Source organism: Paenibacillus sp. J2R1T-4, from assembly GCF_059692235.1.
In genome coordinates this window covers 166,278-183,998 of record NZ_JCAUBA010000003.1, presented here as the reverse complement: position 1 = coordinate 183,998, position 17,721 = coordinate 166,278, and the positions used below count along the sequence as shown (strand labels likewise).

Annotated in this window: 16 protein-coding genes and 1 pseudogene; 16 read left to right on the top strand and 1 reads right to left on the bottom strand. The window is 48.7% G+C overall.

Annotated features, from left to right (window positions below; translation table 11 throughout):
* Nucleotides 1-6: 6 nt before the first annotated feature.
* From AC58QD_RS07640 to AC58QD_RS07590, 11 genes are all read left to right on the top strand, one after another.
* A complete protein-coding gene (locus AC58QD_RS07640; RefSeq protein WP_497331690.1) occupies nt 7-393 on the top strand; it encodes a GntR family transcriptional regulator in 387 nt (128 codons plus the stop codon).
* Complete coding sequence (locus AC58QD_RS07635; protein WP_497331688.1) at nt 386-1,297, top strand: ABC transporter ATP-binding protein; 912 nt, start codon at nt 386-388, stop codon at nt 1,295-1,297. The genes AC58QD_RS07640 and AC58QD_RS07635 overlap by 8 nt, the downstream gene beginning before the upstream one ends.
* Nucleotides 1,294-2,196: an ABC transporter ATP-binding protein gene (locus AC58QD_RS07630; RefSeq protein ID WP_497331686.1), complete on the top strand. Its 903-nt coding sequence runs from the start codon at nt 1,294-1,296 to the stop codon at nt 2,194-2,196. The genes AC58QD_RS07635 and AC58QD_RS07630 overlap by 4 nt, the downstream gene beginning before the upstream one ends.
* Complete coding sequence (locus AC58QD_RS07625) at nt 2,189-3,463, top strand: ABC transporter permease (protein WP_497331684.1); 1,275 nt, start codon at nt 2,189-2,191, stop codon at nt 3,461-3,463. The genes AC58QD_RS07630 and AC58QD_RS07625 overlap by 8 nt, the downstream gene beginning before the upstream one ends.
* A 297-nt stretch (nt 3,464-3,760) precedes the next feature.
* Nucleotides 3,761-7,348, top strand: a complete 3,588-nt coding sequence (locus tag AC58QD_RS07620) for a cadherin-like beta sandwich domain-containing protein (protein ID WP_497331682.1) — start codon at nt 3,761-3,763, stop codon at nt 7,346-7,348.
* 137 nt (nt 7,349-7,485) lie between these two features.
* On the top strand, nt 7,486-7,614 hold the full coding sequence (locus tag AC58QD_RS07615; RefSeq protein ID WP_497332164.1) for an SMI1/KNR4 family protein: 129 nt from the start codon (nt 7,486-7,488) through the stop codon (nt 7,612-7,614).
* A 404-nt stretch (nt 7,615-8,018) separates the two neighbouring features.
* A complete protein-coding gene (locus tag AC58QD_RS07610; protein WP_497331680.1) occupies nt 8,019-8,618 on the top strand; it encodes a class I SAM-dependent methyltransferase in 600 nt (199 codons plus the stop codon).
* A complete protein-coding gene (locus tag AC58QD_RS07605; RefSeq protein WP_497331678.1) occupies nt 8,615-9,058 on the top strand; it encodes a DedA family protein in 444 nt (147 codons plus the stop codon). Before AC58QD_RS07610 ends, AC58QD_RS07605 begins: the two co-directional genes overlap by 4 nt.
* 184 nt (nt 9,059-9,242) lie before the next feature.
* Nucleotides 9,243-9,569, top strand: coding sequence for a hypothetical protein (locus tag AC58QD_RS07600; protein ID WP_497331676.1), 327 nt, complete (start codon nt 9,243-9,245; stop codon nt 9,567-9,569).
* Between the two features lie 33 nt (nt 9,570-9,602).
* Nucleotides 9,603-10,286: a response regulator transcription factor gene (locus AC58QD_RS07595; RefSeq protein ID WP_497331674.1), complete on the top strand. Its 684-nt coding sequence runs from the start codon at nt 9,603-9,605 to the stop codon at nt 10,284-10,286.
* Nucleotides 10,279-11,727 (top strand): HAMP domain-containing sensor histidine kinase, encoded by a 1,449-nt coding sequence (locus tag AC58QD_RS07590; RefSeq protein WP_497331672.1) that lies wholly within the window; start codon nt 10,279-10,281, stop codon nt 11,725-11,727. Before AC58QD_RS07595 ends, AC58QD_RS07590 begins: the two co-directional genes overlap by 8 nt.
* Nucleotides 11,728-11,824: 97 nt before the next feature.
* Here AC58QD_RS07590 and AC58QD_RS07585 read toward each other — a convergent pair whose 3' ends face one another.
* Nucleotides 11,825-12,667, bottom strand: coding sequence for an AraC family transcriptional regulator (locus tag AC58QD_RS07585; protein WP_497331670.1), 843 nt, complete (start codon nt 12,665-12,667; stop codon nt 11,825-11,827).
* A gap of 181 nt (nt 12,668-12,848) precedes the next feature.
* On the opposite strand from AC58QD_RS07585, the gene AC58QD_RS07580 reads away from it, so the two are divergent.
* The 5 genes and pseudogenes from AC58QD_RS07580 (at nt 12,849) to AC58QD_RS07560 (ending at nt 17,707) form a co-directional block, all read left to right on the top strand.
* The gene (locus AC58QD_RS07580; RefSeq protein ID WP_497331668.1) at nt 12,849-13,901 is read left to right on the top strand and encodes a Gfo/Idh/MocA family protein; all 1,053 of its coding nucleotides are present in this window, start codon (nt 12,849-12,851) and stop codon (nt 13,899-13,901) included.
* A 25-nt stretch (nt 13,902-13,926) separates the two neighbouring features.
* Nucleotides 13,927-14,916, top strand: a complete 990-nt coding sequence (locus AC58QD_RS07575; protein ID WP_497331666.1) for a sugar phosphate isomerase/epimerase family protein — start codon at nt 13,927-13,929, stop codon at nt 14,914-14,916.
* A 9-nt stretch (nt 14,917-14,925) separates the two neighbouring features.
* Nucleotides 14,926-15,061: pseudogene (locus AC58QD_RS07570) on the top strand (transposase); the annotation flags it as partial.
* A gap of 611 nt (nt 15,062-15,672) precedes the next feature.
* Complete coding sequence (locus tag AC58QD_RS07565) at nt 15,673-16,797, top strand: ABC transporter permease (protein WP_497331664.1); 1,125 nt, start codon at nt 15,673-15,675, stop codon at nt 16,795-16,797.
* 40 nt (nt 16,798-16,837) lie between these two features.
* Complete coding sequence (locus tag AC58QD_RS07560) at nt 16,838-17,707, top strand: carbohydrate ABC transporter permease (protein ID WP_497331662.1); 870 nt, start codon at nt 16,838-16,840, stop codon at nt 17,705-17,707.
* Nucleotides 17,708-17,721 lie beyond the last annotated feature (14 nt).

Here is a 17,721-nt window from a genome sequence, read left to right as displayed (position 1 = left end):
GATGACATGCAAATTCCGTTGCGTGTATCCCCCGACTCTCCTGAACCAATGTACCATCAGATCGAGGTTCAACTTCGAGGATTAATCGTAAGCGGACAATTGACGGAAGGCACTCTGCTGCCTTCGATTCGCGAGATGGCTTTGGATCTGAATTGCAGTGTCATCACCATCCGCCGTGTCTATCAAGACTTGGAGAATGAAGGACTGCTGCGTACCCGTCAAGGGACGGGAACCTTTGTTGCTGCAGTCAGCACACAGGACAAACAAGGATTCCGGAATCAAGCTGTGTATGATGCGGTGCGGACCGCTTTTGAAGCGGCGCGTGGAGTGCAGTTCACCCGTGAAGAGATGGAGAAGCTCCTGAAGGAAGCAATGGAGGAATGGTATGAATAATGAACCCGTCATTAAGGTACAAGATTTAGTCAAGGCCTATCCCGATTTCCAACTTGGTCCTGTCAGCTTTCAATTAGAGCAAGGATTCGTGCTTGCTGTCGTCGGTCCGAACGGTTCGGGCAAAACGTCAATGTTTCAATTATTCATGAACGTTGGACAGCCGGATGAAGGGGAGATTCGTTTCTTCGGGGAGAGCATCAAGGACAAGGAAGTGGAGATCAAGCAAAGGATTGGCTATGTAACGGACAATTCTTACTCGGATGAACAGGCTTGGTGTGTAGCAGAATTCGCTGATTTCCATTCCTATTGGTATCCGCAATGGAGCAAAGCCAAGTGGGAAGCCTGCATGAAGAGATATGAGATCGATCCACGCCGTAAAGTAAAGGACCTCTCGAAAGGGATGAAGCGCAGAGTTAATTTTGCCCTAGCCCTTGCTCAGAATCCTGATTTGTTACTGCTTGATGAGCCCTCCTCGGGACTGGATCCCCTTGCTTGGAGACTCATGCTGGAGGATATCCAACAATTCATGATCGATGGCAGTAAGAACGTCATACTGGCCACTCACACCATTGAAGAGGTGAAGCGGTTAGCCGATTATGTGACCTTCATGTATGAAGGCCGACTGTTAGGGTTCTATGAGAAGGACACTTTACTGGATAGCTGGAAATCGTTCGCTGTTGATGCTGAAGTAAGCAAGCTGGCCTCTGTACCTGGTATTTCCAGGGTGGATACGTATCGCGGCTGCCGCATCATAAGCCATTCCGCAAAGGAGACAGAGCAAGCATTGCGAGCCCAAGGCATCGAGATCCGCCAGATCCAATCCGTCGAGCTGGATGAAATATTAGCCTGCTTAATTAAAACCGATGTAAACTTACATGCACAAAAGGGGATGAGCTGGAAATGAACACACTAACGCTTACACAAGTAACGAAGCAATACGGCAGCAAAACAGCTGTTAACGGGATTAACATTGATGTGAAGAAAGGTGAGATATTCGGGCTGTTAGGCGCTAACGGTGCAGGCAAAACAACAACGATGCGTATGGTGCTTGGCCTTATTTTGCCGGATGAGGGAACGATCAAGTGGAGAGGAAAGGGCTATACAGAGGAATTAAAGTCTTTGCTAGGTTATTTGCCTGAAGAGCGGGGCTTGTACCCGAAGATTAAGGTAAGCGAGCAAATTGTGTACTTGGCTCAGCTGCGGGGGATGGATCGTAAGGAAGCCGATCAGAATCTGAAGCGGTGGCTAGAACGGTTCGAGGTGTCCGAATACTACGATAAAAAAGTGGAAGAGCTATCAAAAGGGAATCAGCAAAAAATCCAGTTTATCGCTGCGGTCATCCATAATCCGGAAATTCTGATTCTCGATGAAGCATTCAGCGGACTGGACCCGGTTAATGTTGAATTGCTTAAGAAGAACGTCAAAGAACTGCGTGACCAGGGAACGTCAATTCTGTTCTCCAGCCACCGGATGGATCATGTCGAGGAGCTTTGCGAGAACATCTGTATCCTGCACAAATCGAATACCGTCTTGAAGGGCAGTCTGAAAGAGATCAAGCGATCCTTTCCTCGTGAACGCATTCTTCTGGATACGGAGCATGAAGTGCAGGGACTATCTAACATTCGCGGAGTCGCTGAAGTGAATCGCTTGCAGGCTTGGACTGAGATCCATATCTCTCATCCGGACGCTGCACAGGAAATATTGCGAACCGCAATGCAGCAAGGGGAAGTAAATCGGTTCCAGATCATGGAGCCCACACTGAATGAAATTTTCATAAAGACGGTAGGTGGCAATCATGAATAAAATGATGACAGTAGTCGGTTTTACGTTCCGCAACAAAGTCAACTCCAAATCTTTTCTGATCACGACATTGATCCTTGCCGTAATTATTTCGGTCCTTATTAATCTTCCTAATATTATTTCGAAGTTCTCTAGCGATGATGCAACTAGAATAGGAGTGATAGAGAACGGTACAGAAATCACTCAAATGCTACAAGCCTACTATAGCAAGCAGGAGGTGCCGGATTTCGAAATTGTACCGCTTAAGGGTACAGGGACGAAGGAAGGCAACGAGAAGCTCGCCCTGGAGCGAATCGAAGCGGGTGAGATCAAAGGTGTGCTTGAGCTGACTGATGATGCTACGGCTGGTTTTCCGAAGGCAGAATTCAAGTCCAAGAAGTCGATGAATTTCTCCAACACGAATAAGCTGCAAGGTGTGCTTCAAATTCTGAAGAGCGAGATTGTCGTCAAGGATATCGGACTGAAGCCAGAGCAACTGGCCAAACTTACCGCTCCTGTGAAGATGGATACCGTTCAACTGCAGCAAGGGGATTCCAGTAAATCGGAGTCTGAGATGGCCATGGCCTACATCCTTGTATATGCCTTATTGTTCCTGTTGTATATGGGCGTAATAGGCTTTGGAAACATGGTTGCCATGGAGATTACAGCTGAGAAAAGCTCGCGGGTAATGGAATTGCTAATTACAAGTGTCTCACCGCTAAAGCAAATGTTCGGTAAAATCATCGGTATATGTCTACTAGGCCTTTTGCAGATCGGAATCTTCATCGCCGTTGCGGTAGCTAACCTGGCTGTCCCTGGGAACAGAGAGATGCTGATAGATCTGGATATTCGTCTAAGCGACCTGGATCCTATGCTGCTTGTGTATTTCGTCATCTTCTTCCTGCTTGGTTACTTCATATACTCGACATTGTTCGCTGCAGTAGGGTCACTCGTTAGCCGTACGGAAGAAGTAGGGCAAGCGATTATGCCGCTTACCTTCGTAATCGTAGCAGGCTTCATGATTGCCATGTTCGGATTACAGAATCCAACAGCGCCTTTCGTAGTAGCTATGTCATTCGTTCCATTCTTCTCGCCGCTCATCATGTTCTTGCGTGTCGGCATGAGCGATCCGGCGGTGTGGGAAGTATGGTTATCCATCGGCACTACTGCATTGTCAGTCTACGCGCTTGGCTGGTTGTCCGCGAAGATTTATCGCGTTGGTGTGCTTATGTATGGCAAGCGACCATCGTTTGGTGAGCTTCGTAAGGCTATGAAGGCGTTTAAGGTTTAGATATTACAGTGGTCTGATTGCACATCAAGAAGTATTCTGAACAGTTAGATCAAACCCTCCTTGATCTAACTGTTTTTTGTATTCAATCATGTGTTTACACAGGTAATATTATCTAGTAGGCAGCCTCACTGTGAGCCCTAACCCAATTGCTGGTGGGTAGAGTAATATTTGTTGATTTATAGGATTAATTATCGAATTATGATTCTATTGTACCATTTTTTCAATTAAAAATTAGTACTCAAGTCCTAATCAGCATGGTATGATATAGACTACTAAAGATTTAGGAGGAGCAAGTGAATGAACGTGAAATTAAGAGTTAAAAGGCTTTTTATTACAGCTATGGCACTACTTATATTTTTGTCTCTGGCTGTCCCCAATGTACTGGCTACACCCATAGAGCCTCCGTTTACAGAGAAAGCTGTATCCTCATTGGGACTTACATATCATAATGGGGCTGTGTACGCATCACGTATTACTACTGATTTTATTAAAATTGAGAATGATGGGACGATATCAACTATTGTTAACGGACTCCCGTATTCGGGACCGGTGGATTTAACTTTTGATTCAGAAGGTAACTTATATTATGTAATTGATAATTTAAGCGGAAATGATCATAAAATTTATAAAGTTTCAGCTGGGAATTTGGGTGGGGGGCCTTTTTCCGCTTCGGCTAATCCTGGCCAAGTTACTACAACATTAACAGCGAACTCTCAATTATACGGATTGGCTTTTCACCCTCAAACAGGGGATTTATACTTCAGCACTTTTCGGAATAAGAAAATTTATAAAATTTTAAAAAATGATTTAAACGGACCTGCGCTGTCTCTTACGGATCCAACTAAAGTCCATGAGGTGTTTACATCGACGGGACAACAACTAGCTGACTTGGCTTTTGACTCCCTTGGGAATTTATACTTTTGTGATTATAGTAAAAATATTACCATGGCATCCAATTCAGATCTGAGTGACGGTACCATCAATAGTCCTTTACTTTTTAAGACACTGCCATCCAATGCATATGGAATAGCTTTTACTCCGGAAGATCGACTATATTATTCAAACATCACCAAAGTATTGCTTGCTGACGATGGCCCTGTGGCTAGTAATGTTTCGGTTTCAGGACAAGCTGGAGTCGGACAAACCCTAACAGGCTCTTATTCCTATAGTGATACGGAAGGGGCTCTGGAAGGTGCGACTACCTTCAAATGGTATCGTGCTGATAGTAGTTCCGGTGCTAATAAAACAGCAATATCAGGAGCGACCGACAGCTCGTATACATTAACTGCTGCTGATGCAGGAAAATATATTAGCTTTGGCGTAAAACCAGTAGCAACAAGTGGTGCCACTCTAGGGGTAGAGGTGTTCAGTGCTTATATCGGGCCAGTGACGCAAGTCGATAATGCTGATCTGAACAGCCTGACTTTAAGCGACGGTGTACTCAGTCCGGCCTTTGCTTCGGGGACGACAAGCTACATAACGAGTGTCTCGCATAGCGTGTATGCATTAACCGTAACGGCGTCTGTTTATGACAGCGGCTCTGCAATAATGGTGAACGGAGCACCGACTGCAAGCGGTCATGCGAGCAATCCGATCAGCCTGAATGTGGGCAGCAACACGGTCACGGTTGCTGTATATGCTCCAAGCGGCAGAGTGAAGACCTATGAAATCATTGTAAATAGGGCGGGGAATGCTGACTTAAACGGGTTGAGTTTAAGTGAAGGGGTATTAAGTCCTGCGTTTGCCTCAGGGACGACAAACTATACATCAATTGTCCCGTACAGTGTAAATCAAATTACCGTAACAGCATCTGTTTATGACAGTGGTGCTGCATTGAAGGTGAATGGGACTTCGACGGTAAGCGGACATGCGAGCAGCCCGATCAGCCTGAGTGTGGGCAGCAACACAGTAACAGCAAATGTTTATGCACAGGATGGAACGACGAAGAGTTATGAGGTGATCGTAACTAGGATCGGGCCAGTGACGCTAGCCGATAATGCTGATCTGACCAGCCTGACTTTAAGCGAGGGCGTACTCAGTCCGGCCTTTGCCTCGGGGACGACAAGCTACATAACGAGTGTCTCGCATAGCGTGTATGCATTAACAGTAGCGGCGTCTGTTTATGACAGCGGCTCTGCAATAATGGTGAACGGAGCACCGACTGCAAGCAGTCATGCGAGCAATCCGATCAGCCTGAATGTGGGCAGCAACACGGTCACGGTTGCTGTATATGCTCCAAGCGGCAGAGTGAAGACCTATGAAATCATTGTAAATAGATTGGGGAATGCTGACTTAAACGGGTTGAGGTTAAGTGAAGGGGTATTAAGTCCTGCGTTTGCCTCAGGAACGACAAGCTATACATCAAGTGTGCCGTACAGTGTAAATCAAATTACCGTAACGGCATCTGTTTATGACAGTGGTGCTGCATTGAAGGTGAATGGGACTTCGACGGTAAGCGGACATGCGAGCAGCCCGATCAACCTGAGTGTGGGCAGCAACACGGTAACAACAAATGTTTATGCACAGGATGGAACGACGAAGAATTATGAGGTGATCGTAACTAGGGAGGCCGAACCTTCATCATCCAGTTCACAGACGGGCAGTGACGGGTCGAGCGAATCGGGCTTCAGAGTCATCGTAAACGGCCAGCCTCAAGCGCAGATCGCAACAGGAACCACCACGCAGGTTGGGGGACAAACTGTAGTCTCAGTAAAGATCGATGCGGGCAAATTAGAGGCTCAATTGCTTAAAGAAACTGGAAATCCGGTGATTACTATCCCTGTGACCACTGCTACGGATATAGTTTCTGCAGTATTGACAGGGGATGCTATCAAAATATTGGAGAATAGACAGGCTCTTCTCGTCATCGAAACGAGCAACGGAAGCTATAAGCTTCCGGCATCTGAAGTATTAATTGATCGCTTATCAGCCCAGCTTGGGACGCAAGTATCATTAAAGGATATCGTTGTACAGGTAGATATTGCGAAAGGTGACGCTTCGAAGGTCGCTGCCTTGGATAATGCTGCGAAAAATGAAGGCTTTACCATCATGGCGCCTCCAGTTGAATTTACGGTAACTGCTGCATTTAATGGGAAGACGGTCAGTATAGATAAATTCGGATCGTATGTGGTGCGTGAAATTCCACTTCCTGCTGGTGTAGACCCGAACCGGATTACAACTTCCACCGTTCTGGAAGCAGACGGAACAGTCCGTCATGTGCCTACTTACGTTACAGTCCGTGACGGAAAGAATTACGCAGTTGTAAACAGCTTAACCAACAGCACCTACACCTTGGTTTACAACCCGGTAAAGTTTGCGGATGTTGAAGGTCATTGGGCGAAAGCGGTCGTTAACGATATGGCTTCACGTATGGTAGTGAATGGACTGAGCGAAGGGCGTTTTGAGCCGGATGCGGCGATTACTCGTGCGGAGTTTGCGGCAATTATCGTCAGAGCACTTGGCTTGGCCGATAATGCCCAAAGTACAATGTTTACCGATGTAGTAGCCGGGGATTGGTTCGCAGGAGCTGTAGCGAAAGCGAGTGAGTACGGACTGATTGATGGATACGAGGGAAACACCTATTTGCCGAAGAAGAAGATTACCCGAGAAGAGGCCTTGGTAATCATCTCCCGTGCCATGAAGATTGCCGGTTTAGCTGCAAATGTAAACCTTGCAGACGAGGAAGCTTTATTTATCGGATTTGCTGATAGCAGTGCAATTAGCGATTGGGCCAAGCCTGCAATTGCTTTAACCTTGAAGAACAAACTGGTTCAAGGCTCCGATGCAGGATTGCTGCCGAAGAGCAATATTACAAGAGCAGAAACGGCTGCTATGATTCAGCGAATGCTGGTAGCGGCGAATTTGATCAACAATACCGCCAATTAAAAAAACTGGCATAGCGACCCATCGTGATTGATACCAAAGCCCATCTCACCCGAGGTGGGCTTTTGGTTGTAGGCATAACCAAGCCCATCGTCAAGCCTCTTCTCAATGTGTCTTTATCAACTCTTAAAACGTAAGGAATTAGATCTTATAAATTAAAGTCTTTAACCGATGAGGCAATTAAAAATGCTGAGGAAAAACTAGGCGTGACATTGCCAAAGTCGTACCTGAAAATTTTAATGGAGCAGAATGGCGGTTTTATTACCTAATGTAAGGCGACATTTCAATTATAAGGAGAATGCTAACCATGAATGTAACACGGAAGAACATGCTGAACAAGGGTACAGCATTGAAGCACAATTGAGCACTCAAGATATACTCGAATCAATCTAATTGTCGTACGACTTTCGTGATTCCCTTCTCGGGCCACAACACCTTGTCTGGATTCGTAATCGTAATCTCGTGGCCGTCCACCGTGACGGTCCCTTTATTGTTGGAAGCTGTCGCAATGCGCTCTCACCTCACTTTTTTGGGCTATAGTAGTAGCCTTTTCTTTCCCCCGAACGGCCTATACCTCATTTCTTAAGAAAAGCTTCAGAAATCCCCTGACTTTTTCCGCAGAAGTTTCCGTTAGGATTAGTGGCATACCAAGCAAATAGGAGGTCATCGCCACATGCTAACGGTCAAAAACAAAGATTCCAATACCCAATGGCAGGATAAGCTGCTGTTCCTTCATAAATTTCTTCGGCACCCCCGTCAAGTGGGCAGCGTAACGCCAAGCTCTCCCTACTTGGCGAGAGCCATGGCCGACGCGATCCCGTGGGAACGGACAGGCAGCATAGCCGAGCTTGGCGCAGGTACGGGCCCCATCACAACGGTTCTGCAGGAGCGGCTTGCGCCAAACGGTAAGTTGATCTTATTCGAGAAGGAGGGGCAGCTGCGATCGGAGCTTATTCGCAAATTTCCTGACGCCGCTTGCTACACGGACGTCTTGCAGTTGCAAGAAGCGGTTCGCATGGAAGGCTTGTATGAGGTGGATGCGATCGTCAGCGGGCTGCCCTTTGCGAATTTCCCGCCAACCATGCGGCAGAGCATACTCGCTCAGATTGAGTTGTCGCTCAAGGCAGGTGGAACATTCGTAGCCTTCCAATATTCGCTGCAGATGAAACGACAGCTCGAGCAACGGTTCGACGTGCAGGCCATTCGGTACGTGCCATTTAATCTGCCTCCGGCATTCGTGTACGTGTGTCGGAAAAGAGGAGCTCCGACATGACCTACTCCACATTAGTGTCCATGGTCGATAATCTGGGTTACGCCGCCTTGTTCTTGAGCTTGTGTTTAGGGTTGTTCTCCTTGCCCGTGCCGGGCGAGCTAGCCGCTTTACTCGGGGGTGCATTAGCTGCTCCAGCCGTCGCTTTCTTGGCCTTATGGGTTGGCGCCATGAGCGGCCTCACCTTCGGGTACGGCGTCGGCCGCACTGCAGAAGTTATCGTCGTGCCCAAGCTGAAGTCAGGCCGACTGCGGGGGCCGATGGCCAAAGCGGAGAAGCTATTGGCCGCCCATGGGCGGTTGGCGCTCGGCTTCAGCTATTTCATCCCGGTCGTTCGGCACTTGGTACCTTATCTGAACGGGGCAAGCCGAATGAGGTTCCGTCCTTTGCCGCCTATGCTTATTCAGGAGCGTTGGCTTGGACCGCGGTATACTTTACCGTAGGCTTAATGGCTAGCGAACATTTGGAGCCCCTATGGAATATGCTGACCCATTATGGGCTGAGAATCATGTGGCTTCCCTGTGTGATTGGCGCGTCGTTCCTTATTCTAAGAGTGTCTAAGCTTACGCACCGGACTCGCTCCTTTTTTCGCTTCTAAATATCTAAAAAGCTGGTGATTCCCATAATATGAACAATAGAGTGATGAAAAAGTACCGACCGCTATTGTGGCTGCTGATGATCCCTTTGTTGAATCTAGTCTACTCCGCGCTGAACCAAGCAGGTCCGCAAATCCATAGCCTTGTATCCGACCTGGACCGCGTCATTCCTTTTCTCCCGGTCTTTATTATTCCTTACATGATTTGGTATCCTTTTATTGCAGGTGCCTTGGTGCTGTTATTCATTACCGATAAACGCATGTTTGCCGGTTCCCGTTTGCTCTTTTGCAGAGCATCGTCTAAGCAGCAAGAAGCCGGCAGGGGACGTATAACGTTCGGAGAACGGTTGGACTACTAAAGCGACGCTGGAAGAGAGAGGAGCGTAAGCGCTATGACGACGGTACTTGTGGTCGATGACGATCCGGAGATTCGGGAAGTCATTCATATTTATTTGCGCAATGACGGGTATCGAGTGCTGGAAGCGGAGCACGGTCAAGAAGCTCTGGAGATACTCGCGAAGGAGCCCGTCCAGCTCATTATTCTGGATGTGATGATGCCGGTGCTGGATGGGATCAAGACTTGCCTTAAACTTCGCGAAACGGATCCCACGCCTGTCATCATGTTGTCCGCCAAAGGGGACGACATGGACAAGATCACTGGTCTCTCGCTTGGAGCGGACGATTATATGGCCAAACCTTTTAACCCCTTGGAGCTTGTTGCGCGTGTGAAAGCTCAACTTCGCCGAGGCCAACTCCAACGGAAAACACAAGCGGAGGAGCAGGAAATTCAGGTAGGGGACTTAATTATCCATACGGCAAGGCATTTGGTGACCGTAGAAGGTAGGGAAGTGGCGCTGACACCGATCGAATTCTCCATTCTGGAGCTGCTAGCTTCCCATAAGGGCCATGTGTTCAGCGTGGACAAGATTTATCAAAACGTATGGAAAGAACAAGACTTTTATTCCGAGAATACCGTCATGGTCCATATCCGCAACATTCGTGAGAAGTTGGAGCTCAACCCAAGAGAGCCACGTTACATCAAAACCGTGTGGGGAGTGGGGTACAAAGTTGATTGAACGCCTCTTGAGCTTTTCCAATCGTCTACAAACGACCTTGCGCGTGAAGCTTATGGTCACCTTCGTGATTTGTGTGGGGTTAAGTTTTTTTACATCGTTCGCCATCGACCGGATCTCGAGGCATTACCATAGAATCCCCTTCACCAGCTACACGTCGAGCCAGGAACACATTCAGAACCAATTGGGCAAGTTGGAACAAGTGTTGGAGCAGATCAGCAACCCATCGGATTTAATGGTAGCCATGGAAAACGCAGCCGGTTTAGAGGGAGTCGAAGCTTATATAACCGACCCGCTCGGTCGCATTCTCCTTCATACGGAAGGGGCTTCTGAACAGTTTATCAATATTCATCAAGCGCTTTATACGGAAAAAGCCGCTAACCTCGCCCCTCAGTCCGGACAACCCTATATGCGAATCTCCCCTATTTATTATCAAGATCAGGAGGCGTATTTGATCGTAAGCGGACGCTTGCGTCCGGAGCAAGGTTATCATTACCCGGACCGGAGCTTGACGAATTTTTTCCTCACGACGTCCTTATTCATCTTGTTTTTCTATTTGTTTACGTTTAGGAAGATGCGGCAGATTGGCCAAATGAACAGAAGCCTAACCCGGATCGCGGAAGGGGAACTTGCCGTTCGGCTGGATGTGCGAAGCCGCGATGAGCTGGGAGTGGTGTCGGCGAACATCAACGCGATGGCCCAACGTCTCGAAGCGCAGCAGGAGCGGGAGAGGAAGCTGGAGCAGTCGAGAATGGAGCTCATTACTAGCGTCTCCCATGACCTGCGTACGCCGCTTACGAGTATCATTGGGTATTTAACGATCCTGAAAGATGGACTCATTCCTGACGAAATCGACCGCAAGCGCTATATTCAGAACGCCTATAGCAAAACCGAGCAGATGCGCAAGCTGATCGATGATTTGTTCCAATATACGAAGCTAACCGGCGGCGGGGTCCAGCTGAGCCCTACTCGCTTCGATCTGGTGAACATGCTGAAGCAAATGCTGCATGAATTCGAACCGCTTGCCCGGCTTCAGCACGTTATCGTTGTCCAACAATGGCAACAGGAAACGGTTCCGATTGAGGCGGATAACGAGCTAGTCGCCAGAGCTGTCGATAATCTGCTGATGAACGCGTTGAAGTTCTCCTTGAAGCCTGGTGAGGTGATCGTGGCGGCAGGGAAAGATTACAACGGGGCATTCTTGTATATCGAGAACAGGGGAAAACCCATCACGAAGGAGCAGGAGGAACGGTTGTTCGACCGATTTTTCAAAGCTGATCCTTCCCGCAATGATACGATCTTGTCAGGTTCGGGTCTAGGGTTGTCTATTACGCGGAACGTCATCGAGCTGCATGGAGGTCGGGTGTGGCTGTCGCATGAGAGTGGACGATTCCGCTTCTGGGTGACGATTCCAGCTGCAAGGTTGCCGGAAGAGAGATTTTGAATTGTCGCTCCCAATAGAGATAACAACCTCTTCAGCTTCTGTCGAAAAAGCTTTAAGACAGGAATATGGTTTTGACGTTGTCGAGTTCTAAACTGGACTATAGGCGGGGCAGCGCTTTTTTGTATTTGCCGGGACTGCTGCCGTACATCGATTTAAAAAATCGGATGAACGGATACGCATGGTCATAGCCGATCTGATTGGCGATTTCCCCCATCGTCAAATCCGTCGTAGCCAACAAATATTGCGCCTTTTTCAATTTCTGCGCTTGGATATATTGCATCGGAGAAACTTGGAAAGCTTGTTTGAACTCTTTATGAAAATGGGAGGTGGATAAGTACATCAGCTCGGCCAGCCGTGTCACCTTTATCTTCTCGGCAAGATGTTTCTCCATGTAGTCGAACACAGGTTGAAACCGTTGGAACTTCCTCATATCCTCGAAGCTGCCGATCTTGTATCGGGAGACGGAAAGAACAATTTCCAGCAGAGCGAACATTCGCTGCTTGACTTGCGCCATCTTGTACAAGGATGTGCTGGCGTCGATCGGATCGGCGTTCATCAAGGCGGTTATTTCGGATTGAAGCCGACCGATGTTAGTTCCGACGTCTCCGGAGGTGACATAAGGAGTTTCTATAAAGTCGAACAGTTGAAAATGGTCAAAAAGAGTGATGTCCAGATTCAGCCAATGCGTGACGAATTGAGGTCCTAACATGTTGACTTCATATTTGTTATTCGGCGGGATAATCAACCCTTGACCGGGCTCGACCTTATAGCTCGCATTCCCGATGTGAAGAAGCAGCGGGCCGTCCGTAATTTGGGAAATAAGTGTGAACGGCTGATCGAAACTATGAGATTTCTTCACGTCAAATCGCGTTGTATTGCCCCTGAAAAAAGTAAAATCAAGCGAATTCAGGACCGTGATCAAAAACCGGGAGTCATTCATGCTTCTTCCGCCTTCTTCGTGTAGTTACACTTATTATAGTGGATCGCGCAACCGATTCAAGCGGAATGAAGCAGGCTTCGAACAAAAAGTGTATAAAATCAGACAATTTGTCATTTCAACCTTCCATCCTACGGTGAGATAATGTTCCCGTGACAGAAATCATGAGGGAGTTGAAGCGGAAATGAGCGCTAAACTGAAAATCGGCATTCTGGGTGGCGGAGGCATTTTGACTGCACATGCCCCGGGGTATACACGTCTTGCGGATATTTGTGAAGTTGTTGTAGCCGAGACTGACGCAAGCCGCCACAGTGAGATCCGGAGACTGCTGGGCGAGGATGTTGCCATTGTAGGAGATTATACCGAGATTTTGGCCGACAAAGACGTGGATGCAGTTGATATTCTTCTTCCGCATTATTTGCACGCTCCTGCTGCAATCGCGGCTGCGGAAGCAGGCAAGCATGTGCTGACCGAGAAGGTGATGGCCCGCAATGTGGAGGAGTGCGATCGAATGATCCAGGCTTGCGAGAAAGCTGGCGTATCGCTTACCGTTTGCCATGATCGGCGCTACGATTCCGATTGGCAGGCGCTTAAGCAGGTGGTCGATTCCGGCGAACTGGGGGACATTTTATTCTGGAAATTGGAGCACAATCAGAACGTCGTTTTCCCCGAGCGAAGCTGGGTACGATCGAAGGAAATGCTTGGCGGCGGTGCCATCATGAGCTGTCTTACCCATCAGATCGATTCGCTCAGATGGTATGAAGGCGAAGTGGATCAGGTAACTTGCATGACAAAGACAGAGCCGGATCGCATGGAAGGGGAGAGCATCGGAGCCGTATTGGCCAAAATGCGATCGGGCGCACTGGCCCTGCTCTCCATAAACTGGTACACGCAATCGCATCACGCTCCAGACGGATTATGGTACGAATTCAATCATGTCACCGGTACGAAGGGTGAAGCGTATTTTATGAGCGGCAAAGGCACATATGTCAAAATTCATGACGGATCATCCAAGCAGTTTCAGTATGACATGAAAGGCGAAGGAAGCTTCGTCAAGGTTGACGTCAAGAAAGAATTGACAGGCCATCAGCGCTGCATCGAGCAATGGGTGAAAAGCTTGAGAGGCGAACAGGCGGAAATTTTGACCGACGGGACAGACAGCCGAAAAACGGTTGAAGTGGCGGAAGCCGCTTATTGGGCTGAGGAAACGAAGGCGGTAGTCAGCCTTCCCCTGTAGGCAGACGATTAGAGGAGGACTGGCCTTGAGGATAGGAATCGACAGCTTTACGCTCCGGGAATTGAACCTGGATCCATATCAGTGTCTAGATTATGCCAACAAACGAGGATTGGAAGGCGTGCAGTTTGGCGGCATGAGCGGATTAAGCAGCAAGCGTGATGTGGGTGAACTCTTGCACTTAAAGGATTACGCCGAATCACTCGGGATGTATATAAACGTTTCTGTAGGGATGTGCAACCCGCTTCTGTTCCAGCAATCGGAAGACGAAGCGAGAACTGCGATGATCCATGATATTCAAGCCTTCGCCAAAGCCGGCTGGCATGAGCTGGCGGGTATAATCAGCCGCAATGACGAACGATACAAGCACCCCGTTCCATGGAACACGCATTTATCGAAGAGTGCCGATTTCGTGCGAAGTCTGAGACCGGTGCTGGAGGAGTGCGGCAGTCGGATCAATCTCGAGAATCACGGCGACTCCACTTTCGATATTTTGCACGTCGTTGAAGCCGCCGGTGCGGATATATGCGGCGTAAACCTCGACACCGGGAATACGCTTGTGAATGCGGAAGACCCTGTACTGGCGGCCAGAAGGGTCGCTCCCTATACGCACTTGACCCACATCAAGGATGGAATCGTCTTCTTCTCGGCGAATGGGGTCAGTAGGCAAGGAAAGGCGCCTGGCCAAGGGATTGTCGATCTCGCGAGCATCATTGCCATTTTGGGTGAATATAACCCGGATTTGCCTTTGTCGATCGAAGATCACAAGTGGATTTTTGAATTCCCGGTGTTCGAGCAGGATTGGTTTGCTCCAAACCCGAACTTGACGCCCTATGAATTCGGACAATTTATCAAACTGGTAAGGATGGTAGAGCAAAAGCTTGCCTCCGGAGAGCTGCCAGCAGTCGATGCATACGAAGTGATACCTTATTTGGCGCAAATGGAAGAAAGGATTGCAAGCGGTGCCGAGCATTTGCGGGGGATTCTGGAAAAATTGAATTTACAAAGCGGCAAATAAAAGATGACCCGCCATACCATAGAGCGAAGTTTCGCGGATGCCAAAGAGCTCCACGGACTTCGCTATTGTCGGTTTAGGGGAGAGAGACAAGTTCCAGGAGCAAGTACTTATGGCAGCAACTGCTCAGAACTCTCTCATGAAATAATGAGGGTTTCTCAACAGCCTAGCCTATTGCTATAATTTCCATTTATTGTATTTATTCCATTGTGAAATGTACCTATTGGGGGAGTGTTCATCGCATTTCAAAATTACTCTCCGTTTACTGGAATACTTGGAAAATAAGGAACAATTTTAAGTGTGTGCAACAGGCGATTGTTAGTGAAGCGTGCATGTGTGTTGAAGAAAGGGGCGTTTTGCAGCTAGAAGTTACCGACCCTATTGTATGGAATGCTGAAAATCCCTATTTATACAGTCTTTATATCAGCAGTGGTAAGTATTCAGTGAACCCGCTCTGCTAGTCTATTTTTGACCGATGGGACAGACAGCCGTAAAACGGTTGAAGTGGCGGAAGCCGCTTATCGGGCTGAGGAAACGAAGGCGGTAGTCAGAGCATTTGCGGGGGATTCTGGAAAAATTGAATTTACAAAGCGGAAAATAAAAGAAGGCCCGTCATACACCGAATATGAGGGGCCTTACGTGTTTGCGCCTCCGTCGTGCGCAATCCGTTTGACGTAGAGTCCAGCCGATTTACACGTATGAAATGCGAAAGACAACACCTTTTACATGACCAGGGTGCATTGCGCCTGGGTTTTTATCATGAAAAGCGTATCTGAGCAAAAATTGCGTACCCGTCCAAGCAAAGAAAGCGAAAGGCCGCAAAAAGTGGATATTTTCAGAGAGGGCGGCGGTTGGTATGGTGGGATTAAGCCGAAGCAATTGGCCGACAATCCAGAAAGGAAGGAAGGAGAACCAAGCATGCTTGCACAACCAGCCGTAGATGCCGGAAGGCGCGAACGCGTCAAACCAACGGCTAAACGAAGATCGTTCTGGAGGGACCTGAAGCGCAGGCCGTTCCTGTATATGCTGCTCGTCCCAGTTATTGCTTACTTTATTATTTTCAAATACCTGCCGTTATTCGGAGAAATTATCGCATTCAAGGATTTTCGGCTGGCGGACGGCATATGGGGCAGCAAATGGGTGGGGCTGGACCATTTCGACCGACTGATGCACAGCAGCGACCTGCTGAAGATCGTTCGCAATACGCTTCTCTTGAATGTATACGGGCTATGCATCGGTTTTCCCGTGCCAATCGCGCTCGCCATCATGCTGAATGAAGTAAGGGTGGAATGGTATAAGCGAATCGTACAGAACCTGCTGTATTTGCCGCACTTTTTGTCCTGGATTATTCTTGGCACGATCGTAATTGGACTTTTATCTCCGGGCACCGGGTTTATCAATTATGTTCTGAAGGCGTTCGGATTCGAGCCGATCTATTTTATGGGGAGCAACTTTTGGTGGCCGCTCGTATATGTGTTCTCCGGCATATGGCGGGACGCTGGCTTCGGCACCATTCTCTTTTTGGCGGCCATGTCAAGCATCGACCCGCATTTATATGAGGCAGCCAGAATCGACGGCGGCGGGAAGCTGCGGCAAATCTGGCACGTGACGCTACCCGGAATCCGAAGCACGATCGCGATTGTGCTCGTTCTACAAATGGGGCATATGCTCGACGTCGGCTTCGAGAAAGTATGGGTGCTCACGAATCCGATGGTAACGAGCGTTTCCGACGTCATGAGCACTTACATCTACAGACTGGGCCTCGTAAATCTGCAGTACAGCTACACAACCGCCATTGGGTTGATTCAATCCCTCGTAGGCTTGATATTGGTGCTTTCGGTGAATCGCATCATTCGGGCGATGGGAGAGCGGGCGTTATGGTAGCAAAATACGAGGCAAGGTTCACGGAAAGGAGCGACTGCGTATGGCTTTTAGGAAGGTCAGCGTGTCCCGCGGCATTCTATATCTCTTCTTGGCGGCGTGCACGTTCACAACGGTGTTTCCGTTTCTGAATGTGCTGGCGGTTTCCCTCAGCTCGGGCGAAGCGATTCGAGCAGGAAGCGTATCGATATGGCCGAAGGATTTTACCTGGGAGGCCTACCGCAACCTGATCAATGACGGACAGCTGTTCGTCGCGATGCGAAATACGGTCTTGATGACGGTCGTCGGCACATCCCTGAACATTCTGGTTACCATTATGGCCGCTTACCCGCTGTCCAAGGCGGACTTGCGCGGACGGGGGCCGGTCCTTGGGATCATTATTTTCACCATGCTGTTCGGCGGCGGGCTCATCCCCCAGTTTCTGCTCATTAAAAGCTTGGGGCTCATGAACTCGTACTGGGCTCTTTGGCTGCCCGGCCTGCTTAGCACGTACAATTTGTTCGTCCTGAAGACGTTCTTCGAAGGGCTCCCTAGCGAGCTGGAGGAGTCGGCTTCCATCGATGGAGCCAAAGACTGGACGGTACTGGTTCGGATCGTCCTGCCGCTAGCGCTTCCCGTGCTCGCTGCGCTGACACTTTTCTATGCGGTCGGGTGGTGGAATGCTTATTACGGCGTGCTCATCTATATTAACAGCTCGACCAAGATGTCGATCATGGTAAAGCTCTATCAGATGATCGATAACATCGATCCCGCGCTGCTGATCGGGGATCCGACAAACGTGAGCGATGTGCTGCCGCCGGAAGGGGTGCGTGCGGGCGCCGCTATGCTGGCTGCGCTGCCGATTCTGCTCATCTATCCCTTCCTGCAAAAGTATTTCGTAAAAGGCGTCCTCATGGGCTCCGTGAAAGGCTAATTATTCTAGCAACG